Origin of the sequence: Methylosinus sp. Sm6 (genome assembly GCF_019802345.1) — a bacterium.
In the GTDB taxonomy this organism is placed as follows: Bacteria; Pseudomonadota; Alphaproteobacteria; order Rhizobiales; family Beijerinckiaceae; genus Methylosinus.
Window position 1 is genome coordinate 57,416 of the sequence record NZ_JAINDZ010000013.1, and the last position, 21,238, is coordinate 78,653.

Below are 21,238 nucleotides of genomic sequence, written 5' to 3' on the forward strand. Positions count from 1 at the left end.
CGCCGCGAGACAAACCGGAAGACGAGGCCTCATGTCCAGCGATACGGTCGACATGTCGAGCAATACGGTCAATGGCGGCCATCTGCGCGCCTTCATCGAGCGCATCGAGAAGCTCGAGGAAGAAAAGCGCGCCATCGCCGACGACATCAAGGACGTGTATGGCGAGGCCAAAGGCACGGGCTTCGACCCCAAGATCATGCGCAAGATCATCTCCCTGCGCCGCCAGGACAAGCACAAGCGACGGGAGGAGGAGGAGATTCTCGATCTCTACCTCGCCGCCCTCGGCGAGTGACGCGAGTCTGTCGGTAAGCCTCCGTTAACCATAACTCCTTAACGCTCGAATTCGGCGCGCCCCGCTGGGCGTCCGCGCGAGGATTCGAGTGTCTTCCGCAAGGTTCGAGAGCCGCGCAGCGGCCACGACGTTGATCGTTCTGTCGCTGGCGACGCCGGCGGCGATCGCGCCGCCGCGCCCGGCGCTCGGCCAGACGCTGTCGCCCAATTCGCTCGATATCGCGCCGCTGCGCGATTTGCCGACGGTCCCGCCCATTCCCGGCGCCGAGGCGCCGACGCCCGCACAGGCGCAGCAGACGCTGGCGCCGAGCCTCAGACGCGGAGCCGAGGCGCCGCCGCCCGGCGCGCCCAATTACGGGCTGCCCCGCCCCCGGACGCAGCTGCCGAGGCCCTATCCGCCGCCGCAGGCGCTGAAGCCGCCGCCCTTCTCGCCGACGCATCCCCTGCCCCGGCTGAAGCCCTATCAGACCTCGGTCGAGGCAAAGGAAGCGGCGCGCCGGCGCGTTCGCGCCCTGCGGCTCGGGCTGCGCGGGACGCTGCAGCTGCCGGAGCGGCCGCCGCCGCCGACGGTGGCGCTGCCGGATTTCCTCCCGCCGCGAGCAAAACCTCGGCTCGAGCCCGATCCCTACGGCGCGCTGGGGTTCGGCGTCGGCTCGCTGCGGCTCTTCGCTTACGCCGAGCCGAGCTTTGGCTATGACTCCAATCCCAACCGCCTCGCGCAGGACGTGCAAGGCTCGAAATTCGCTCGCGTCGACGTCGGGCTGCGGCTGCGCTCGGATTGGATGCGCGACGACGTGCAGGCCAATCTGCGCCTCGGATATGTGGATTATTTCAGCGTGGAGAACGCCGACCGGCCGGACGGCGTCGGCGACTTCCTCTATCGCTATGACATCGCGCGCGACACCAAGGTGAAATTCGAAGGGCGCTTCTCGCTGGATACGCAGCGCCCCGGCGCGCCCGGCCTCGCGAGCAGCCAGACCGACGTCGTCGTCATCAACCGCCCGCTGATCGTCTCGCTCGGAACCGCCGTCGGCGTGACGCAGAGCTTCGGCCGCCTCGACACGACCCTGCGCGGCTCCTTCGATCGCTGGCTCTATCAAAACGCCTATTACAACGACGGCTCGGTGCTCGATCTCGCAGGCACGAGCTACAACGCCTATGGGATCAATCCGCGCGTGTCCTATGAGCTGACGCCGAACCTGCGGCCCTATGCCGAGGCGACGCTCGACCGCCGGGTTCATGACTCCTGGCTCGACCCTTATGGCTATGCGCGCGACAGCACCGGCGCCCAGGCGCGCATCGGGACGACCTTCAAGATCACCGATCTCCTGCGCGGAGAGGCGTCCGGCGGCTATGCGCAGCGCGACTATGCCGATGCGCGCCTGCCGCGGCTGCGCGGTCCCATCGTCGACGCGGCGCTCATCTATTCGGCGACGCCCCTGACCACCTTCACTCTGCGCACCGGCACCACCCTCTCCGAGACGACGCTCGCCGGCGCCGCCGGCGTGCTCTCGCGCAATGTGACGCTCGATGTCGTGCATGCGCTGCGGCGCAATTTCACCATCACCGGCACGGGGAGCTTCCAGACCAATAATTATCAGGGCGGCGACACGCTGGAGCGCGTCGTCACCGCGGGCGTCAGGCTCGAGTATAAGATCACGCGCGCCATCGCGATCAAGGCGAGCTATTTCTATCAGCATCTCGAGAGCACGGCCGGACAGAATTCGAGCTTCACCGCCAATGTGATCATGGCGGGGCTGCGCTTCGAGCCGTGACCGGGCGTCCGTCGCGCGGCGCCCGCGCCGCAGGCTCCTCGGGGCGAGGGATTGTCGTCTTTTCGAGCTTATTCCGCCGGCGCGAGATTCGGCGTCGCTGCGCGGCGGGGCGGAAGCACGAAGCGCTTCAATCTCAGCGCCGGCTTCTCGATGAAGGTCCAGGATGCGGCGGCGAAGATCAGCGTTGCGGCGAGCGCGAGGCTCATGATCGCCGCCAGCCTCACGCCCTTCGGCGCCCCGTCGAGATGAGGCAGCAGAAAGAAAACCAGCGCCTGCGTGATCGGATAGCCGTAGAGGTAGAGGCCGTAGGAGAGATCGGCCTTCAGCAGGCGGTCGAACCAGGGAAAGCGAAGCATTCCGACATAGACGACGCAATAAGCGAGGCAAAGGCCGGCGAGGACATCGCTCGTCTTGGTCGCCATCAGCAGCACATAGAGTCCGCCGAAGAGAATGAACAGGCGCTTGTCGAGCCGCACATGCGCGGCGAGGATCCACAGCGCCACGCCGACGAGGAAGAGATAGACGAGGAACCAGCCGGCAAAGCGCGTCGTGTCGAGTCGCGTCGGCGCCGGCCAGCCGAAGCTCGCCGTCAGCGCCACGCCTGCCGAGACGGCGAGGAAAAAGGCGAGAAAGCCCTTGCGCGTGAACAACAGCCCGCTCGCGATCAGCGCGCTCAGCACGAGATAGCAATAGAACTCCGGCGGCAGAGTCCACAAATTGCTATTGACGAGGCCGGGAACCGGATTGTCGGCGAAGACGCCCGGCAGCTCATAGGTCACGAAGCCGAAGATATTGCCGAAATAGCGATAGAATTGCGGATCGCCGAAGTAAGCGCCGAGCGCGCTGGTGGTGACGAGCGGTCCGAGCACGAGCGCGGAGAGCAGCACTTCCGAGGCCAGCGCCGGCGCGATGCGCAAAGCGCGAAATGTGAGGAATTGGCGCGTGTCGCGCGTGCGAAACGCGCTGCCGGCGACGAGAAAGCCGCTCAGCACGAAGAAGGCGCCGACCAGCGAGAACAGCAACGGCCGCAGCAGCTCGATGATCGACTGGCGCAGGAAAACGGCGTCGCCGCCCTGCAGCAGCATGGCGAGGCTGGCGACGGCGTCGCCCTTGGTCGCCGCGGGCGCGCGCTCTCCGCCGACGGCGAGCACGGACGCGTGGTGAAGCAGGATGACGAGCGACAGCGCATGGCGCACGAAGTGGAAGCCGGGGCCCTTCCCGTCATTCTCCCGCAGCGCGGCGTCGAGATTCATCATCCGTCCTCTTCGCTGCGCGACGAGCCGGCCGAGGGGCCGCGACGGCAGCGGCCCGATCTTCCTCGCCACTCATAAAGAAGCGCTTAAGCCGTCTGCGGCCGGCCCTGCGCGATGAAGCGGACGCGCGCCGCCTCGAGCCCCCAGGCAGCCCCCACGAAGATCCAGAAGAAGCGCCAATGATCGAGGTCGATCTGCAGCCCCTGCAGAAAGAACACCAGCAACGCGGCAGCGACGAGCTGCGCCGGCCTCTGGAACGGCGTGCGCTGCAGGCTCGCGCGAAACAGCACGCCGAGCGTGAGAATCGCGAGGCCGAAAAAGGCGAAGCCGCCGAGCCAGCCATTGGAGGCGAAGGCGTTCACATAGCTATTGTGCGGCTCGACGCCGAAGGTCAGGCGAAAGCGCAGCGGCCCCATGCCGTTCGGCCGCTCGACCAGCATGGGCAGCGAGCGCAGCTGATTGCCGAACCGCCCGGTCGGGCCTTCGTCGTATTCCTGCGTCGCCGACGCCCGCTTGAAGAAGAATTCGCGCACCGAGGAGTCTCCGGCGAGCGCGCCGGCGACGGCGAGCGAGACGAGGAGGGTCACCGCCACCGCCGCCGCGCCGATGCGCATCCGCATGCGCCGCGACTCCGCGGTGATCATCGACAGCAGCGTGAGCACGAATACGGAGACGATCGCCGCGCCCCAGGAGCCGCGCGAGAAGGAGGCGAACAAGGCCGCGCCCGACAGGAGCAGGCCGAGCAGAGTGACCGGCCAGAAGCGCATGCGGCCGAGCAGCAGCCGTTGCACGAAGAACAGCACGCCCGGCACCATATAGGAGCCGAGCACATTGGGGTCCTTGAACGGCGCCATGGCGCGGCCCTCGAGCGTCATCGCCTGAGGATCGCCGACGACCTGCGCCCAGGAGCCGACCGCGATCACCGCCGCCAGCATGCAGCTCGCCGCATATCCGCTCATGCACAATTCGAAGCGCCGCGCGGCGTCCTGCGAGAAGAACAGCATATAGAAGACGCCGGTCATCGAAATGAACAGCGTATGCGTCATGAAGTCGACGGGATCGTGCTCGTTCCAATAGGGAATGAGCGAGATATAGCCGCCGAGCGTCCACAGGAGGAGCAGCGCCGCGCCGGGCAGCACCGCGCGATGCAGAGTGAAGCCGCCGAGGAACCAGACGACCATGGTCGAGAGAATGAGAAAATCATAAGGAGACGGCTCGATGAACACCACCGAGCCGGAACAGGACGTGATCCAGAACAGCGCTTCGAGCAGCCGCGCATAGTTCAATGTCGGACCGGACGATGGCGCCGCGGCGTCTGTCACCGTTTGCGCCATGTCGAGTTCCGCTGTGCCGCCGCGCCCCCGGGCGCGACAGGATCGGGATGAGCGATGAAGACGGCGTCTTTGCGATTTGGTAGCCTCGCTATAGTTAAGAAAGCGTGATCTCGGCTTGGCGTAACGCGCCCTCACCCGGAGCCGCTCCCATGAATCGGCAATTCGCCGCTATGCGCCTCCCGACCGGACGACGGCGCGACGACGCGCTGCTGCGCGCCGCCGAAACATCGAGCGAGGAGCTGCTGGCGCGGCTGCGAACGACTCGCAACGGCCTTTCCGCGCGCGAGGCGGCGCTGCGGCTGCGTCATGTGGGCCTCAACCGCATCGCCCGCGAACGTCGTCCCAATATGTTGCGAGAACTCGCCGGCCGGGCCAAGAATCCGCTCAATGCGCTGCTGCTGTCGCTCGCCCTCGCCTCCTATGCTCTCGGCGATGTGCGCGCGGCGATCGTCATCGCCGCAATGGTGGCGCTCAGCGTCGGCCTCGCCTTCGTCCAGGAGCATCGCTCCAACGAGGCCGCCGCGAAGCTGCAAGCCATGGTGCGCACCCACGCTTCCGTGCGCCGCCCGGGCGCGCATACGGCGGACGGGTTCGTCGAGGAGCCGGTCGAGCGGCTGGCGCCGGGCGATATTCTGCGGCTTTCCGCCGGCGACATGATTCCCGCCGATCTCAGGCTCATCGACGCCAAGGATCTGTTCGTCAATCAATCGGCGCTGACCGGCGAATCCATGCCGGTCGAGAAGACCGCGCAGCCCGCGCCTGCGCGCGATCCGTTCGAGGCGAAAAATCTCGCGCTGATGGGCGCGAATGTCGTCAGCGGCTATGCGACGGCGGTCGTCGTCGAGACGGGACGGCGCACCTTGTTCGGCGCCATGGCCGACGAGATCGCCGGGCCGCGCGTCGAGACGAGCTTCGATCGCGGCGTCACGCGCTTCACTTTGCTGATGATCGCCTTCATGACGGTGATGGCGCCCGCCGTCTTCGTCATCAATGGGGCCACCAAGGGCGATTGGCTGCAGGCGATGCTGTTCGCCGTCTCGGTCGCCGTGGGCCTCACGCCCGAAATGCTGCCGATGATCGTCACCGTCAATCTCGCCAAGGGCGCGATCGCCATCTCGCGCAAGAAGGTGATCGTGAAGCGGCTGAACGCCATTCAGAACTTCGGCGCGATGGACGTGCTGTGCACCGACAAGACCGGCACGCTGACGCAGGACCGCATCATATTGAAGCGCTGCCTCGACATATTCGGCGAGGATTCGGCCCGCGTGCTCGAGCTCGCCTTTCTCAACAGTCATTTTCAATCGGGGCTGAAAAATCTGCTCGATCGCGCCGTGCTCGAGCATCACGAGCTCGCTCACGCGCTGCGGCCCGATCATGCATTCGAGAAGATCGACGAAATCCCCTTCGACTTCGAGCGTCGTCGCCTCTCCGTGGTGGTGCGGCGCGACGACGGACCGCATCTTTTGATATGCAAAGGCGCCGTCGAGGAGCTGTTCGCCGCCTCCAGCCGTTACGAGACCGAGAGCGGCTGCGGGGCTCTCGACGCCGCGCATCTCGACGCCGCGCGGCGCGAGACCGACGAGCTGAACGGCGACGGCTTCCGCGTCGTCGCCGTCGCCTATAAGGAGCTGCCGCAGGAGCAGGCCGTCTTCTCGACCGCGGACGAGCGCGAGCTCATTCTCGTCGGCTATATCGCCTTTCTCGATCCGCCCAAGGACAGCGCCGCCGGCGCCATCGCGGCTCTCGCCGGAGCCGGCGTCGCGGTGAAGATATTGACCGGCGACAATGACGCGGTCACCCGCAAGGTATGCAAGGATGTCGGCCTCGCCGTCGATCGCGTCGCGCTCGGCGCCGAAGTCGAGCAGGCGAGCGACGCGGAGCTCGACGCGCTCGCGGAGAAGACCGTTGTTTTCGCCAAGCTGTCGCCGCCGCAGAAAGCGCGCGTCATCGACGCGCTGCATCGCGGCGGCCATGTCGTCGGCTATCTCGGCGACGGCATCAACGACGGGCCCGCGCTGAAGGCGGCCGATGTCGGCATTTCCGTCGACACGGCGGTCGACATCGCCAAGGAATCGGCCGACATCATCCTGCTCGAGAAGAGCCTGTCCGTGCTCGGCGACGGCGTGCTCGAGGGCCGCAAGGTGTTCGCCAACATCGTCAAATATATCAAGATGGGCGCGAGCTCGAACTTCGGCAACATGTTCAGCGTGCTCGGCGCCAGCGCCTTCCTCCCCTTCCTGCCGATGACGCCGATCCAGGTGCTCACCAATAATCTGCTCTACGACATCTCGCAATCGGCGATCCCGACCGACACGGTCGATGCGGAATATCTCGCCGCGCCGCGTCGGTGGGACATCGACAATATCGCCAAATTCGTTCTCTGCATCGGGCCGATCAGCTCGATCTTCGATTACGCGACCTTCGGGCTCATGATCTTCGCGTTCGGCGCGCTCGCCGATCCCGCTCTGTTCCAGACCGGATGGTTCGTCGAGTCGCTGTTGACGCAGACGCTCGTCATCCATGTCATCCGCACCGCGCGCATGCCCTTTCTGCAGAGCCGGGCGAGCGACGCCCTGATGCTGACGACTCTCGTCGTCTGCCTCGTCGGCGCGTCGCTGCCCTTCACGCCCATTGCCGGCGTGTTCGGCTTCACGCCGCTGCCGCCGCTCTACTGGCCGGCGATCTTCGGCTTTCTATTCTGCTACGCCATGCTCGCGCAGCTCGCCAAGAGCTGGTTTGCACGGCGTTGGGGAATGTAGCGCGGAGATCCGACCGCGATCGAGGACGACTCATGAAACGCATCGCAGCGGCGCGCCGCGCCTTCTCGACCCGCCATGTGCAATGGGCGCTCGGCTCGCGCATCACCGTCGCCGCGGTGACGACGCTGATCGTCGGCCATCTGCTCGGCACGCCGATGGTGCTCTGGGCCGTGCTGACCGCGGTCATCTTGACGCAGATGAGCGTCGGCCGCTCGGTCAAGGCGACGATCGACTATGCGCTCGGCACGGTCGGCGGCGCGATCTATGCCGGACTCGTCTCCGCCCTGCTGCCTCCTCACGGCGAAGCGGCGCTCGTCGCCTCGCTCGCGCTCGGCATTGCCCCGCTGGCGATGCTCGCCGCCTTCAGCCCGCGCTTCTCGGTCGCGCCCTCGACTGGCGTCCTTGTCGTGCTGGCGCCGACGCTCACTCATGCGACGGCTTTCCATTCGGCCTATGATCGCGTGCTCGAGGTCGCGCTCGGCGGCGCCGTCGCGCTGGTCGTCTCCCATCTCGTCTTCCCGGCGCGCGCGCGTGTGCTGGCGCGTCAGGCCGCCGCCGACATGCTCGACACCATCGCCGAAACGCTGCCGCCGCTGTTCGCCGGCCTGAGGGATGGACAAGAATCCGAGACGATCCGCGCGCTGCAACGCGGCGTCGGCGCCGCTTTTTCTCGCGTCGATCGGATCGAGCAGGAGGCGCGGCACGAGCGCATCGCCATTCTGCGCGCCGAGCCCGACCTCGCGCCGCTGCTGCAGGCGCTGCTGCGCATGCGCCATGATCTCGTGATGATCGGACGCGCCGCGCTCTCGCCCCTGCCGCCCGAATTCGGCGAGCGTCTCGGCCCCGCGCTCGATGCGATCGCGCTGCGCGCGGGAGAACGGGCGCGCGACCTGGCCCGCGCGCTCCGAACGAATCGCGCCGTCGACCACAGCGCGCAGCTCGACGCCGCTTTCGACGCCTATGCTCAGGAAATCGCATCGCTGCGGCGAGACGGACGTCTGCGCAGCCTTTCGGTCGAGGAGCTGGAGCATGTGTTCGCGCTCGGCTTCGCCTTCGAGCAATGGCGCGAGGACTTCGCCGAGCTCGCCCGCCGCATCGGCGACGGGCCGCGTTAGCAAAGCGTTAAGGTTAACGATTTATTGCTCGACCTCGACTATTTTCGCGAGACCGAGGAGCAGCGGCGCCATGTCCTTTTCGAAACTCGACGCGCGGCCGACGGCGACGGCTCTCGCCATATGCGCGCTCCTCGCGCTCGGCGGCTGCGGCAAGCTCGGCGACGTCACCGGATCGCTCGGCCCGCAGCGGCAGACGGAGCTGCCGCGCGACGACGCGGAGCTGCGGCGCTTCGCCGAAGAATGGGGCCGTCGTTTCGACTCCGACCCGAAGAACAAGCGCGTCGCCACCACCTATGCACGCGCCTTGACGCGGCTCGAGCGCCACGCTCAGGCCGTCGCCGTGCTGCAGGGTCTCGCCATCCGCTATCCCGAGCAGATGGACGTGCTCGCCGCCTATGGCAAGGCGCTGGCCGACGCCGGCCGCCTTCAGGAAGCCGCCGATGTACTGGCGCGCGCGCATACGCCCGAACGGCCCGATTGGTCGGTGCTCTCGGCGCAAGGCTCGATCGCCGATCAGCTCGGCCATCACGAAGAAGCGCGCGACTTTTATCAGACGGCCTTGAAGATCAGGCCCAACGAACCGAGCGTGTTGTCCAATCTCGGCCTCTCCTACCCTCTCTCGAAGCGGCTACCGCTTGCCGAAGAGACATTGCTGACGGCCGCCGCGCAGCCGGCCGCCGATATTCGCGTGCGGCAGAACCTCGCTCTGGTGCTGGCTCTCGAGGGCAAGTTCGAGGAGGCCGAAAGCTGGTCGCGCCACGATCTCTCGCCGATCGACGCCGCCGCCAATGTCGCGTCGATCCGGCAGATGATCGCGCAGTCCAACAGCTGGCGCGAGATTCAGAACTATGGCGCGCGCGGCGCGAAGGCGTCTGCGCCGCGCGCGGCTCACCAGCTCTGAGCCATCACCTGAATGATGGCCGGCGCCATCACCACCACCATCAGCACCGGCAGAAAGAACACGATCATCGGGACGGTGAGCTTGGGCGGCAGCGCCGCCGCCTTGCGCTCCGCCTCGGCCATGCGCATGTCGCGGCTCTCCTGCGCCGTCACGCGCAAGGCGCGGCCGAGCGGCGTTCCATATTTCTCCGCCTGAACGAGGACGGTGCAGATCTGCTTGACGCTATCGAGGCCGGTGCGCAAGGCGAGATTGTGAAAAGCCGCGCGACGATCGGGCAGATAAGAGAGCTCGGCCGTCGCCAGCGCGAACTCCTCCGCGAGCGGCACGGAGCGCACGCCGATCTCCTTGCCCACCTTGCGGAAGGCGTGCTCGATCGACATGCCCGATTCGACGCAGATCAACATCAGATCGAGCGCATCCGGAAAGGCGATGCGCATGCTCTGCTGGCGCTTGGCGATCGCATTGGTGAGGAACAGCTCCGGCGCCTTGACGCCGAGATAGGCGACGAAGATCACGACGCCGGTCTTGACGAGAAAGGACCAGTCCGAATCGTCGAGCACGGCAAAATAGAAGATGGCGAACAGCACGAAGCCGATCGGCGCGACGAGACGGAAAAAGAGAAACGCCACCTCCGCCTGCGGGCCGCGATAGCCGGCCGACGCGAGGCGCATCTTGGCGTCTTCGGTGTTGAGCCATGTCGACAGCGAGAAGCGGTCGACGACGTTCTTCATATAGACCTTGGGCTGTTGCCGCAGTCCTTTCGGGCCATTGTCATTGGCCTTGGCGTTGGCCGCCGCGCGCTCGCGCGCTCTGATGCGCTCGCGCTCGCTGGCGACGCTCTTCATGCGCTTGGCCAGCCGGTCGCCGCCCGAGAAGGTGAGCCCGATGGATATCACCATGGCGACGACCGCCGCGGCGACGATCAGGCTGAACATGAACCGCCCGTTGAACGCATATTTGACGAAGGTGTCGAACATGTCTTCGCTCGTTTTACACTATGGCGTTCTGCGCTCAGATCTCGAAGTCGATCATGTTCTTCATGATGAACACGCCGACCACCATCCACAGCAGGCTCCCGGCAATGATCACATTGCCGACCGTCGTGTTGAACAGCACCGCCATATAGGGCTTGTTGGTGAACCAGACGGCGAGCCCGACGAGAAACGGCAGGCTGCCGATGATGCCGGCCGAGGCCTTGGCCTCCGCCGACATGGCTCTGACCTTCGCCTTCATTTTCTTGCGCTCGCGCAGAACGCCGGCGAGATTGCTCAGCGCTTCGGACAGATTGCCGCCCGACTTTTCCTGCAGGCTGATGACGATCGAGAAGAACGACGCTTCGGCCACCGGCATGCGCTCGGCGAATCGCTCCGTCGCCTCGCCGATCGAAAGGCCGATCGTCTGAGACTCGACGATCTGGCGAAATTCGCTGCGCACCGGCTCTTCGGCCTCGCTGGCGATCATGCGGAAGCAGTCGCCGACCGGCAGGCCCGCCTTGATGCCGCGAATGATGATATCCACCGCGCCGGGAAAGGCCTCGATGAATTTGGCGACGCGCCGGCTCGCCAGAAAGCTCAGCGTCCAATGCGGAAGGCCGACGCCGACGACGAGGCCGACGCCGAGCGCGAGCAGAGGATCCTGATTGAAGACGAAGGACACGAAGGCCGCGACGAGACCGACCATTCCGGCGCCGATGATGAACAAGGTCTGCGACACGGAGAGGCCCGCTCGGGCGATGCGTTGCTCCAGCGTGACCGTCTTGGCTTTGGCCTCGACGTCCTTGAGGCTGTCTTGAATCATTTTCCGGCGCTTGGCCGGATCGGCGCCGCGGCCCTCGCGCCGCCGCTCGCCCGAGGCCATCAGCGCCGCCTGGCGCTTCTGCGCCTTGATGTCGCCCGAGAGATAAGGATAGACGACCGAATACATGACGCCGCCGACCGCGAGCGTGACGAGCGTGGCGCCGATGAGGAGAGGTTGCCGATCCACGCGATGCCCTTTCTCTAATCGATCGCTTCGTCGACCGTCGCCGCGTCGAGCGCCGCCGCGAGACGATTCTCTTCGCCGTAATAGCGGGCGCGCTCCCAAAAGCGCGGACGGCCGATGCCGGTCGAGCGGTGACGCCCGATGATGCGGCCGCTGCTGTCCTCGCCCAGGATTTCGTAGATGAACAGATCCTGAAGAGTGACGACGTCGCCCTCCTGCCCCAGCACCTCGGTGATATGGGTGATGCGGCGCGAGCCGTCGCGCAGGCGCGCCGCCTGCACGATGATGTCGATCGACGTGACGATCATCTCGCGGATGGTCTTGGCCGGCAGCGAGAAGCCGCCCATGGTTATCATCGATTCCAAGCGCGAGAGCGCCTCGCGCGGGGAGTTGGCGTGCAGCGTGCCCATCGAGCCGTCGTGGCCCGTGTTCATCGCCTGCAGCAGATCGAAAGCCTCCGGTCCGCGCACCTCGCCGACGATGATCCGTTCGGGACGCATGCGCAGACAGTTCTTGACGAGATCGCGCATCGTCACCGCTCCTTGACCCTCGAGATTGGGCGGGCGCGTCTCGAGGCGCACCACATGCGGCTGCTGCAATTGCAGCTCGGCCGCGTCCTCGCAGGTGATGACGCGCTCGTCGGCGTCGATGTAATTGGTGAGGCAGTTGAGCAGCGTGGTCTTGCCCGAGCCGGTGCCGCCGGAGATCAGCACATTGCAGCGCACGCGGCCGATGATCTTCAGCACCTCGCCGCCCTCGGGCGAGATGCTGGCGTAGCGGATCAGCTGATCGAGAGTGAGCTTGTCCTTGCGGAACTTGCGGATCGTCAGCGCGGGGCCGTCGATGGCGAGCGGCGGAGCGATGACATTGACGCGCGAGCCGTCGAGCAGACGCGCGTCGCAGATCGGCGAGGAGTCGTCGACCCGGCGGCCGACCTGGCTCACGATGCGCTGACAAATATTCATCAATTGCGCATTGTCGCGGAATCTGACGCTGGTCAGCTGAATCTTGCCGCCGACCTCGATATAGGTTTTCGACGCGCCATTGACCATGACGTCGGCGATGTCGTCGCGCATCAGCAGCGGCTCCAGCGGGCCGTAGCCGAGCACGTCGTTGCAGATGTCCTCGAGCAGATCCTCCTGCTCGGAAATCGACAGCACGACATTCTTGATCGCGACGATCTCATGGACGATGTCGCGAATTTCCTCGCGGGCGCTGTCTGGATCGAGCTTGGAGAGCTGAGCGAGGTCGATCGCCTCGATCAGCGCCGCGAAGATCATGCCCTTGGTGGCGTAATATTGCTCGGACTTGCGCTGCTCGACCGGCGCCGGCGGCGGCGCGGAGGCGACGGGCGCAGGCGCCGCGACCATGGGCTTGGGCGCAGGCGCCGCCGGCTCGGATGTCCGCTTGCGCGTCTCCGCGCCGACATTGGTACGCTTTCCGAACATTCCCGGCTCCCCGTCTCCTGGCGCCGCGCGTCAGCCGGCGCGCTTGCGAGAAAATCGCTCGATGAGTGGCGCGAGCAGGCTCGCCTTGGCCTTTCGCAATCCCGTGCGCCCCATCAGCTCGCGTCCGAGAGAGTCGAAGGATTCGACGATCTTCGATCCCGGCTCGACCTCGGCGATCATCTGCCCGTTATTGGCGGCGGAGCCGAACAGCTTGGGCTCGAACGGGATCACCGTGGCGAGGTCGATCTCTATGGCCTTGGCGAAATCGGCGGGCGATATCTCGGGCCGGCGCTGCACGCCGACCGTGTTGAGAATGACCCTCGGCGCCGCGTCGTTGCGCCGCGCCTGCCGCAGCGCGTCGAGAAGCGTCTTGGTGTTGCGCAGGCTCGCGAGATCGGGCGCGGCGACGATCGCCACCTGATCGGCGCCGACCAGCACGCGCTTCGTCCACGCCGACCATTGGTGAGGAACGTCGAGAACCGTGCAGGGAGAGGTGGACCGCAGCACGTCGATGATCGCATCGAAGGCCGATTCCGGCAGATCGTAGAGTCGCTCGATCGTCGCGGGCGCGGCGAGCAGGCTGAGCTGATCGCTGCATTTGGACAATAGACGATCGACGAGATTGGCGTCGACGCGGTCGGGCGCGAACACCGCCTCGGCGACGCCTTGCGGCGGATCCTGGTTGAAATCGAGACCCGCCGTGCCGAAGGGGAGATCGAGATCGGCGATCACCGTCTGCATCTGCAGGCCCCGCGCGATCGACCAGCCGAGATTATGGGCGATGCAGGACGCGCCGACGCCGCCCTTGGCGCCGACGACCGCGATGATGCGCCCGAGGGTTTCGGCCGCGACGGAATAGAGCTCGGAAAGTCTCGCGATGAAGCCGAGAGTGTCGAGCGGAGCGACCACATAATCGCTGACGCCGCGAGCGATCAGATCACGGTACAGCGCGATGTCGTTCTCGTGCCCGATCACGACGACCTTGGTGCCCGAATCGCAGAATTCGGCCAGCGATTCGAGCTGGCCGATCAGCTGGCGGCGATCGCCGAGCGTCTCCAGCACGATGAGATTGGGCGTCGGCGCGCCGCGAAACGCCTCGATGGCCGCGGCGACGCCGCCCATGTGAACCTTCACATGCGTCTTGTCCATGCGGCGGTCGACGGCCGCCGCATTCATCACGGCCACGCAGTCCTGCGTCTCGCAGAAGGCCTGCACGGAAACGCGGGGCAAAGGGGCGATCTGCGGCGCGGTTCCGCCGCTCGCCGCGCCGGCGTCACTGGTCATCAATCGCCTCCCACCGAGCTGATATTCGTGCCCTTGACCGTCCATTTGGTCGACGGATCCATGCCCGCGCGCACCTTGTTCAGCGAGCGCATGCGCGATTCGATATCGGCCGGCGTCTCGCCGCGCGGGGCGGCGAGATCGCGCGGGTCATCGATCTGCGCGGCGAGCGTCGCCTGATTGGCGCAGCCGAAATTCCAATGCGTGTCGTTGTTCCAGCCTTTGAGCGAGCTCGCCGAGGCGAGATCCTCCGGCCATTCGCCGCAACGGCCCGCGACCTTGGCCTTGATCCCCTGGAACGACAGCCGCACGGGCGCGGCGAGATCGGCGTCGCTCACCGGATAGGAGCCGACATAGACCGAGCCGGCGACGCCGGATTCGGCGAGCTGTCGCCGCACGGCGTCGACGCCCGCGCGCGCCGCCGCAGGATCACGCGCGCCAGCCGGCGCGAGCAGCGTGATCTGTCCATGGCCGATCCGCCGATAGCGTTGCACGAAGGACTGGATTCGGTCGACAGTCCCCTGATCGAGCCTCTGTGTGGGAAAGACATCGATGGCGGTGGTCGCGTCGGCGAGCACGACCGGATGACGGTCGCGGTAATCGTGAACGACCGAGGGCGGCGGCAGCACCTTGTTGACGCCGCAGCCGGCGAGCGGCGCCGCCACTGCCGCGGCGCAGCCGGCGCGAGCGCAGAGCGCGGCAAGGCGCGCGGCGATCGTCGCTCTCTTGGATCGCATAGACATATGAGCCGCTCCTCGCTTGGCGCTCAGTCCTGAATGAAGCCGATGCGGCCCTTGAGCTGGGGAGCCGCCTGCGGATGTTGGGGATTGGCGTAGAGCCGGTTGACGCGGCCGAGCAGCCAGGCCTGCGGATCGCTCGCGTCGGAGAAGCCGTCGTCGGGCCGCGTCACGTCACGCGCCGCGAGCGCGCGGGCGATGTAGGGCGTGACGACAATGAGCAGCTCCGTCTCGTTGCGCTGATAATCGCGCGAGCGGAACAGCGCGCCGAGGACCGGAAGATTGATGAGGCCCGGCAGTCCGTTGATCGCCTGATCCGACTTCTGCGTCAAAAGGCCGGCCGTGGCGATCGAGCCACCGGAGGGAAGTTCGACGCTGGTCTCGTTCTTGCGCGTCTTGAAGCCCGGAACGGTGACGCCATTGTAGGACTGAGCCGCCTGATAATCGATCTCCGTCACCTCGGTGGCGAGATGCAGCAGGATGCGTCCCTGCGCGAGCACGACCGGGGTGAAGTTCAGCGACACGCCATAAGGCTTGAACACGATGCCGACGGAAGAGCAGACGGTCGAGCCGGCGATGCAGCTGCTATTGCCCGGCACCGCGATCTCGCCGCCGACGGTGAATTTCGCACTCTCGCCCGAGATGGCGGTGACCGTCGGCTCGGCGAGCACGCGCGAGACGCCGTAGCGCTCATAGGCCTGCAAGGTCGTCGTCGCGCCGTTGTTGCCGTTGATCGTCAGCGCGCTCGCTGTCAGCGTGGAGTTGACGGAGAAGGGGTTGCTCTGCACGAGTTGGCCCCAGCCGCCTTTCAAGATGGTCTCGCCGCCGCTCTGGGCGGAGATGCCGAGCTGCTTGAGCACGCGCCGCTGCACTTCGGCGACGGTGACCTTCAACATCACCTGGTCCTGCGTGCGGATGACGAGCGCGTTGACGACGAGTCCGTCGGCGGCGGAGCCGGAGCCCTGCGCCGAGGCCGAGCGCGCGGCGAAGCCCTTGGCGATGTCGACGGCGCGCTGCGCCTCGGAGGCGGAGTCGACAGTCCCCGTCAGAATGATCGAGTCATTGACGGTGCGCGCGGAAATATTCGAATTGGGCAGGGCCGCGCGCAGCAGCGGGGCGAGCTCGCCGACGTCGCGGCCGATGCTGATTTCGAGATTGGCGATCTGCCGGCCGCTGCGGTCGATCGCGAAGATCGTCGTCTGGCCGGTGTCGACGCCCATGATGTAGAGCTTGCGGGTCGAGCGCACGACGGCGTTGGCGACCTTGGGATTGCCGACGACGATCTCCGCCGCGTCGGCCGGCAGGTCGACGATGATCGACTTGCCGACGCCCATCGCGACTCGCCGCGACATGATCGCGTCGGACTCCGATTCGATGCCGAAGCTCTGCGGCGCCGCCCGAGCGGGAAGCGCTCCCGCGCCGACGAGCGCCAGGGACGCGGCGGCGAGGGTGAGGATGAGGTGACGTCTCGGGCTGGTCATGCGCGCCGCTCCTCGTCGAATGTGCATTGCATCGCCTCTTTCTTCGGTGCGGCGCGCGTCATCTCGCGCGCATGGTGGACGTCACGCCGAAGCGCACGATCGTCAGCGGGTCGTCGGCGGCCGGCGCCGCCTGCGGCTTCTCCTCCGCGAGCGCGTCGGCGATCGGCCGCAGCATCAGCGCGAGCTGCCCCGAGCGCTGCGCGAGAATGACGATCTCGGCCTGGCGCGGCTCGAGGTCGAGCGTCGCGGTCGCGCCGGTGAGAACCGCTTCGCCGTTCTTGGTCTCGAACACCGGGCCCATGGCGAGGACGCGCACATTGCGCAGGATCACTTCGGAGTTCATGTCGGAGCCGATCTGCCCGCCCTGGTCGGGGTCGCGATACAAGCGGATGACGTCGACATGATCATTGGGCAGGATGAATCCGCCTGCCGTCGTATTGGGCGACACGTCGATCGCGACGGCGCGCCGGCCCGAGGAGAGCATGGTGGACATCAGCCCGGGGGTCTGGCCCTTGACGAGCCGCTCGCGGCGGATCGGCTCGCCATTGGCGATCGGGCTGCGCACGAATGCGCCTTGGAGATCTTTCTTGATCTCCGGCGATTCGCTCTTGCGCAAAACGCCGTGCGGCACGGCGTTGATCGGCCATTCGAGCCAGTTCGTGTCCGCTTCGGCCAGCGCCGCGCCATAGGGAAGGTCGCGGGCGGCGACGAGCACCTGATCGGTTCGCGCCGGCGGCGGCGCAACGGCTTGCATCGGCTCCTGCTGCGGCGGATCGGCGTTCAGCATGACGAAAGCTCCGCCGCCCGCGATAATGGCGACGCCGAGGACAGCGATCTGGGCTTTGTTCATTGCGTGCTTCCCAACTCTCCAGCTCGAACGGAGCGTTGGCGATTGAAGCGGACAAACGTCAAATTATGGTTAATCGCTCGTTACGCGCGCGCAAGAATAGATAGCGAGGAGATCGAGGCCGATCATAGGCCCCTCGTTCGGACCGAAGGCGAAGCGCCGGCCCGGCGCCCGCCAGACCGTCGCGCCGGCGGCCGCGCTCTCCGAGGGAATGGGCGCGATGAGCCAAGCCGGCGCATCCGGGCGCGCGCAGAATCGCTCGCGTTTATCCGTCGAAATGTCGGGATAGATCGGATCCGGCTTGGAGAGCGTGCGCGAGATCGTGCCGCCGTCGGCGATCCAGCCCTGATCGATCAGCGCCTGCATGCGCTCGAACCAGGTGAGCGTCAGCTCGCGCGAGAAGATGATCCCCATGCCCTGCACGCCCGCCGCCCAATTGGGACGGCCCGCCCAATACCAGGCCTCCTGATTGCCGCCGAGCCACAAAACCGGCCCGGGCCGCGCGGACAGAATGTCGACGAGCGCGCTCTGGCGGCCGGAGCGAACGAGCGACATGCGAAATGTGTCCCACTCCTGCCGCCAGCTCGCGGCGACGAGGAGACAGAAGGCCGCGCTCGCCGCCGCCGACACGCGCGGGGAAACGCGGAACGGCGGACGCGAGGCGAGATAGACGCCGAGCAATGCGATCGGCACGGCGAACACATGTCCGTCGAGCATGAGCCAATAGGGCGGCGGCCGCGCGCCCGCCGGCGCGGCGGCGGTGAACGCCGCGGCGAGGCGATAATTCGCCACGATCTCGAACAGCGAGAGCAGGCCGACGCCGATCCACAGCCAGCGGCCCGCCGCTCCCTCGGCGAAGCGGGAAAGATCGACGCGCGCGCAGCGCAGCGCGAGGGCGAGACCCGCGAGGAGCGCGCCCGCGGCGCTCGAGTCGATGAGCCAGGAGAGAGCGAGCAGCGCGAATATAATTCGCGAGGCCGGTCCTTCGCGCCATAGCGCGAGGCCGCAGAGGGCGAAGCCGGCCGCGGCCGCGAGCGCCAGCAGCCATCCCGCGCGCCAGGGCTGCGCCTGCACGATCAGCAGCAGCGGATAGAGATCGCCGAGGACGAGAGTGAGCGCCATCGCCGCCACGGCGACGACGAGAATCGAAACGAAAAGGCGCCGCGTCGCCCCTCGCGTAACGACGGCGGCGAGCGCGACGGTCGCGCCGCGCTGCGCCATCAGCTGCCAGACGCGCTCGGGCCAGGTGGTCGGGAACAGATAATCATCGGGACCGCGCAGCATGGCCAGCCATTGCGCATCGATCGGCGTCGTCAGCCGGTCGAGAACCGGCGCGCCGAGCAGGGCCGCGCCGACGAGCAGCACGGCGCCGGCGAAGCCGGCGATGAGCCAACGCCGGTCCGAAGCGCCATGAAAGACGACAATCGCGCCGACCCCGGCGAGCGCCATCACCGGATGCAGCAGCGCGGCGAGCGCAGCGAATAGTGCAGCGAGCGCGGCGCGGCCGCAGAGAGTCGCGGCGAGCGCAGCGAGCACGGCGGCCTCGGCGAAGACGCGCGGCGTCGCGACCGGCTCGCCGAAATAGATGGTGGCGTGCGAATTATAAGTGGCGGAAAAGCCCGCGCAGGCGAGCACGACGGCGACGGCCTTCTCGCGTCCCGCGAGAAGGCGCGCCAGCACGACGAGCGCGGCGGACCAGAGCAGGAGGCCGGACGCCGCGACGACGAGCGCGGCGCGCTCGGCGCCGAGCGACGCGACGAGGGGGCGCAGCAGCGCCGGAAACAGGCTGAACCGCATCTGGCCGTCGAGCCGCCACATGGGATCCTGTCCGATCCCCTGCGGATCGAGCGCCGCCAGCGCCCCGCCCATATAGAGCACCGAATCGCCGACGATTCCCGTATAGGGCCGCAACAGCGCGATGCAGGCGACGAGCGCCGCGCAAGCCGCCGCACGCCGGAAGGATTGCGCCACAGGCGGGCTCGGGAGCGATGATTGCGCCGGGGCGAGCACCGGACCGCTCACGCGCCGACGAGCAGCGTCCACACCCGGGACTGCGGATAGATCAGCAGTCCGCCGATGGCGAGCGCGATTCCATAGGGCACTCCCGCCATCTTGTCGCAAAGATGCGCAAAGCGCGGCGAGCTCGCCACAACGGGCGGCTCGCGCCGACGCAGCTCGAGAATGACGAGGGTCAGCACGCCGCCGATGAGCGAGGCGGCCAATCCATAATCGAGCAGATGATCCCAGCCGAGCCACAAGGCCGTGGCCGAAGCGAGCTTGGCGTCGCCGCCGCCGATCCAGCCGAGCTGGAACATCGCGAAAGTGGCGACGAGCATGGCGAGCCCGCAACTCGCATGCGCGAGCGCGCTCGCGAGCGGCATCTGCGTGTAGGCGGCGAGCGCGGCGAAAATGCCGACCAGCGCGATCGACACGCGATTGGGGATCGTCATGGTGAAGAGATCGGTGAAGGCCGCGAACACCATGAGAGTCGGAAACAGGACCAGCGCGACGGCTTCGATCATGTGTGTCGTTCCTGTTCGCTACGACGCAGCGGCGCGCGCGATGACGAGGCTGAAGCTCGGGCAAGAAGGTTGACGGAGCGTTAACGAGGCCTCGAGCAGACTTGTGGCCAAACGAAAGGAGCGGCCCGAGAGCCGCTCCTTCGGTGGCCGCTCACGACGCCGGCGTCCGATCAGGTCAGATTCTTGGCGATCTTGTCGAAGGTGTTCGACAGATTGCTGCCGACCAGCCTCACGGCGACGATGATGATCACCGAGATCAGCGCGCCGATCAGGCCGTATTCGATGGCCGTCGCGCCAGACTCGTTTTTGATGAAAGAGGCAAAAATATTCTTCATGGCGGGCTTTCTCCTATTCGGGGTGGCGACGGAGCAAAGAGATATGATCCGCGCCGCTGTTAGCGACAGACACATAGATGATCGACCATTGCCGAGCGCTCTCTATGGCGTCGCGATCGCGAGCCGCAGCGGCTTCGGCGCCGCGGCGATCAGGTCAGATTCTTGGCGATCTTGTCGAAGGTGTTCGACAGATTGCTGCCGACCAGCCTCACGGCGACGATGATGATGACCGAGATCAGCGCGCCGATCAGGCCATATTCGATGGCCGTCGCGCCGGATTCGCTCCCGACGAAGCGGGCGATCATGGATTTCATGGCATTTGCTCCTGACACCACAATACGTGATCCGCTTGTCGAGCCCCGCTCGCCGGATCGGAGAAGACACTAGGTAGAACTCCTTGCAATCGCGTTAATCGGGTTGTGCAGCGAATCATTGTCCGAACGGCGTCGGTCTTCAGCAAGAATTCACGATTGCATGTTGCGATGGATCGCGCGCATCGGCTCCGATTCGCGCCCATGTAAATCCCGCGTCATGACGAGGTGCGTAATGAACTGGCGGCGAGTCTCTCGGCTCATGTTTCCTTTCGCCGTCGTCGCCGCCGCCACGGGCGCAGCGTCGCGGAGCTTCGCGGATTCGCGCACGCTCTATGTCGATGTGGACCGCGCCCGCGTCGTGCGCATGCCGGACGGAGCGCATACGATCATCATCGGCAATCCGCTCGTCGCCGACGTGACCATGCTCAAGGCCAATCGGCTGCTGGTCGTGACGGGAAAGAGCTTCGGAACCACCAATCTCATTCTGCTCGACCAGACCGGCGCGGAAGTGGTCGAGCAGACGATCACCGTCACGTCGCCGGCCGACAAGCTGGTGGTCCTGCGCGGAACGCGGCGCGAGTCCTACGCCTGCTCGCCCGATTGCGCTCCGGCGGTCGATCTCGCCGACGACAGAGAGTATACGTCGCAGGTCGTCGACGCGATGAAGCTGCACGAGAGCGCCGCGGCGCCCGGCAAGCGCTGAGCGCGCAAAGACGCTGTAGCGCTTGCGTCAGTCGATTGCGATCTCTCGAGTACGAGCCTCTAAGGCTCGCGGTCCGAGAGCGCGTCTGGACCGCGAGCCTTAGAGGCTCGCTCTTCGAAACCCCTCGGCTCGACCGACGCAAAGCCGCGGCCGGCGTCGCCG

19 protein-coding genes are annotated in these 21,238 nt (G+C 66.5%); 6 read left to right on the top strand and 13 right to left on the bottom strand.

Annotation, left to right across the window (positions count from 1 at the left end; translation table 11 throughout):
* Nucleotides 1-31: 31 nt before the first annotated feature.
* The gene (locus tag K3F48_RS10745) at nucleotides 32-292 is read left to right on the top strand and encodes a DUF2312 domain-containing protein (protein ID WP_255608839.1); all 261 of its coding nucleotides are present in this window, start codon (nucleotides 32-34) and stop codon (nucleotides 290-292) included.
* Nucleotides 293-380: 88 nt separating this feature from the next.
* A complete protein-coding gene (locus tag K3F48_RS10750; protein ID WP_222575437.1) occupies nucleotides 381-2,066 on the top strand; it encodes an outer membrane beta-barrel protein in 1,686 nt (561 codons plus the stop codon).
* Nucleotides 2,067-2,134: 68 nt separating this feature from the next.
* Here the strand turns inward: K3F48_RS10750 and K3F48_RS10755 are convergent, their stop codons facing one another.
* Together K3F48_RS10755 and K3F48_RS10760 are read right to left on the bottom strand one after the other, a co-directional pair.
* Entirely contained in the window at nucleotides 2,135-3,322 is a 1,188-nt protein-coding gene (locus K3F48_RS10755; RefSeq protein ID WP_222575438.1) for an acyltransferase, read from the bottom strand.
* An 83-nt stretch (nucleotides 3,323-3,405) separates the two neighbouring features.
* Nucleotides 3,406-4,653, bottom strand: coding sequence for an O-antigen ligase (locus tag K3F48_RS10760; protein WP_222575439.1), 1,248 nt, complete (start codon nucleotides 4,651-4,653; stop codon nucleotides 3,406-3,408).
* A gap of 149 nt (nucleotides 4,654-4,802) precedes the next feature.
* Between K3F48_RS10760 and mgtA the strand changes: the two genes are divergently transcribed.
* From mgtA to K3F48_RS10775, 3 genes are all read left to right on the top strand, one after another.
* A complete protein-coding gene (gene mgtA / locus K3F48_RS10765) occupies nucleotides 4,803-7,412 on the top strand; it encodes a magnesium-translocating P-type ATPase (protein ID WP_255608841.1) in 2,610 nt (869 codons plus the stop codon).
* A gap of 32 nt (nucleotides 7,413-7,444) precedes the next feature.
* Complete coding sequence (locus tag K3F48_RS10770; RefSeq protein WP_222575440.1) at nucleotides 7,445-8,527, top strand: aromatic acid exporter family protein; 1,083 nt, start codon at nucleotides 7,445-7,447, stop codon at nucleotides 8,525-8,527.
* A gap of 70 nt (nucleotides 8,528-8,597) precedes the next feature.
* The gene (locus K3F48_RS10775) at nucleotides 8,598-9,428 is read left to right on the top strand and encodes a tetratricopeptide repeat protein (RefSeq protein ID WP_222575441.1); all 831 of its coding nucleotides are present in this window, start codon (nucleotides 8,598-8,600) and stop codon (nucleotides 9,426-9,428) included.
* On the opposite strand, the gene K3F48_RS10780 is transcribed toward K3F48_RS10775, so the two are convergent.
* The 11 genes from K3F48_RS10780 to K3F48_RS10830 all read right to left on the bottom strand — a co-directional run bounded on the left by K3F48_RS10780 (nucleotide 9,416) and on the right by K3F48_RS10830 (nucleotide 20,373).
* Nucleotides 9,416-10,405 (bottom strand): type II secretion system F family protein, encoded by a 990-nt coding sequence (locus K3F48_RS10780; RefSeq protein ID WP_222575442.1) that lies wholly within the window; start codon nucleotides 10,403-10,405, stop codon nucleotides 9,416-9,418. The two genes, K3F48_RS10775 and K3F48_RS10780, sit on opposite strands and share 13 nt — an antisense overlap.
* 34 nt (nucleotides 10,406-10,439) lie before the next feature.
* Complete coding sequence (locus K3F48_RS10785; protein ID WP_222575443.1) at nucleotides 10,440-11,411, bottom strand: type II secretion system F family protein; 972 nt, start codon at nucleotides 11,409-11,411, stop codon at nucleotides 10,440-10,442.
* Nucleotides 11,412-11,425: 14 nt separating this feature from the next.
* A complete protein-coding gene (locus tag K3F48_RS10790; protein ID WP_222575444.1) occupies nucleotides 11,426-12,856 on the bottom strand; it encodes a CpaF family protein in 1,431 nt (476 codons plus the stop codon).
* Nucleotides 12,857-12,886: 30 nt separating this feature from the next.
* Complete coding sequence (locus K3F48_RS10795) at nucleotides 12,887-14,140, bottom strand: CtpF protein (RefSeq protein ID WP_222575445.1); 1,254 nt, start codon at nucleotides 14,138-14,140, stop codon at nucleotides 12,887-12,889.
* Nucleotides 14,140-14,880: a CpaD family pilus assembly protein gene (locus tag K3F48_RS10800; RefSeq protein WP_222575446.1), complete on the bottom strand. Its 741-nt coding sequence runs from the start codon at nucleotides 14,878-14,880 to the stop codon at nucleotides 14,140-14,142. The genes K3F48_RS10795 and K3F48_RS10800 overlap by 1 nt, the downstream gene beginning before the upstream one ends.
* A gap of 23 nt (nucleotides 14,881-14,903) precedes the next feature.
* Nucleotides 14,904-16,355, bottom strand: a complete 1,452-nt coding sequence (locus K3F48_RS10805) for a type II and III secretion system protein family protein (protein WP_222575447.1) — start codon at nucleotides 16,353-16,355, stop codon at nucleotides 14,904-14,906.
* Between the two features lie 58 nt (nucleotides 16,356-16,413).
* A complete protein-coding gene (gene cpaB, locus K3F48_RS10810; RefSeq protein WP_222575448.1) occupies nucleotides 16,414-17,205 on the bottom strand; it encodes a Flp pilus assembly protein CpaB in 792 nt (263 codons plus the stop codon).
* A 69-nt stretch (nucleotides 17,206-17,274) separates the two neighbouring features.
* Nucleotides 17,275-19,173, bottom strand: coding sequence for a hypothetical protein (locus K3F48_RS10815; protein ID WP_222575449.1), 1,899 nt, complete (start codon nucleotides 19,171-19,173; stop codon nucleotides 17,275-17,277).
* Nucleotides 19,174-19,220: 47 nt separating this feature from the next.
* Nucleotides 19,221-19,724: a prepilin peptidase gene (locus tag K3F48_RS10820; protein ID WP_222575450.1), complete on the bottom strand. Its 504-nt coding sequence runs from the start codon at nucleotides 19,722-19,724 to the stop codon at nucleotides 19,221-19,223.
* Nucleotides 19,725-19,894: 170 nt separating this feature from the next.
* Nucleotides 19,895-20,059, bottom strand: a complete 165-nt coding sequence (locus K3F48_RS10825) for a Flp family type IVb pilin (RefSeq protein ID WP_222575451.1) — start codon at nucleotides 20,057-20,059, stop codon at nucleotides 19,895-19,897.
* Nucleotides 20,060-20,208: 149 nt separating this feature from the next.
* Nucleotides 20,209-20,373, bottom strand: coding sequence for a Flp family type IVb pilin (locus K3F48_RS10830; RefSeq protein WP_222575452.1), 165 nt, complete (start codon nucleotides 20,371-20,373; stop codon nucleotides 20,209-20,211).
* A 259-nt stretch (nucleotides 20,374-20,632) separates the two neighbouring features.
* Between K3F48_RS10830 and K3F48_RS10835 the strand changes: the two genes are divergently transcribed.
* Nucleotides 20,633-21,076 (top strand): pilus assembly protein N-terminal domain-containing protein, encoded by a 444-nt coding sequence (locus K3F48_RS10835; protein ID WP_255608843.1) that lies wholly within the window; start codon nucleotides 20,633-20,635, stop codon nucleotides 21,074-21,076.
* Nucleotides 21,077-21,238: the final 162 nt, after the last annotated feature.

Bases quoted from the DNA above. Each gene is read 5' to 3' on its own strand.
- K3F48_RS10775 (WP_222575441.1), top strand. From the start codon at position 8,598: ATGTCCTTTTCGAAACTCGACGCGCGGCCGACGGCGACGGCTCTCGCC.
- K3F48_RS10745 (WP_255608839.1), top strand. From the start codon at position 32: ATGTCCAGCGATACGGTCGACATGTCGAGCAATACGGTCAATGGCGGC.
- K3F48_RS10760 (WP_222575439.1), bottom strand. From the start codon at position 4,653: ATGGCGCAAACGGTGACAGACGCCGCGGCGCCATCGTCCGGTCCGACA.
- cpaB (WP_222575448.1), bottom strand. From the start codon at position 17,205: ATGAACAAAGCCCAGATCGCTGTCCTCGGCGTCGCCATTATCGCGGGC.
- K3F48_RS10800 (WP_222575446.1), bottom strand. From the start codon at position 14,880: ATGTCTATGCGATCCAAGAGAGCGACGATCGCCGCGCGCCTTGCCGCG.
- K3F48_RS10780 (WP_222575442.1), bottom strand. From the start codon at position 10,405: ATGTTCGACACCTTCGTCAAATATGCGTTCAACGGGCGGTTCATGTTC.
- mgtA (WP_255608841.1), top strand. From the start codon at position 4,803: ATGAATCGGCAATTCGCCGCTATGCGCCTCCCGACCGGACGACGGCGC.
- K3F48_RS10790 (WP_222575444.1), bottom strand. From the start codon at position 12,856: ATGTTCGGAAAGCGTACCAATGTCGGCGCGGAGACGCGCAAGCGGACA.
- K3F48_RS10835 (WP_255608843.1), top strand. From the start codon at position 20,633: ATGTTTCCTTTCGCCGTCGTCGCCGCCGCCACGGGCGCAGCGTCGCGG.
- K3F48_RS10820 (WP_222575450.1), bottom strand. From the start codon at position 19,724: ATGATCGAAGCCGTCGCGCTGGTCCTGTTTCCGACTCTCATGGTGTTC.
- K3F48_RS10805 (WP_222575447.1), bottom strand. From the start codon at position 16,355: ATGACCAGCCCGAGACGTCACCTCATCCTCACCCTCGCCGCCGCGTCC.
- K3F48_RS10795 (WP_222575445.1), bottom strand. From the start codon at position 14,140: ATGACCAGTGACGCCGGCGCGGCGAGCGGCGGAACCGCGCCGCAGATC.
- K3F48_RS10755 (WP_222575438.1), bottom strand. From the start codon at position 3,322: ATGATGAATCTCGACGCCGCGCTGCGGGAGAATGACGGGAAGGGCCCC.
- K3F48_RS10825 (WP_222575451.1), bottom strand. From the start codon at position 20,059: ATGAAGAATATTTTTGCCTCTTTCATCAAAAACGAGTCTGGCGCGACG.
- K3F48_RS10770 (WP_222575440.1), top strand. From the start codon at position 7,445: ATGAAACGCATCGCAGCGGCGCGCCGCGCCTTCTCGACCCGCCATGTG.
- K3F48_RS10830 (WP_222575452.1), bottom strand. From the start codon at position 20,373: ATGAAATCCATGATCGCCCGCTTCGTCGGGAGCGAATCCGGCGCGACG.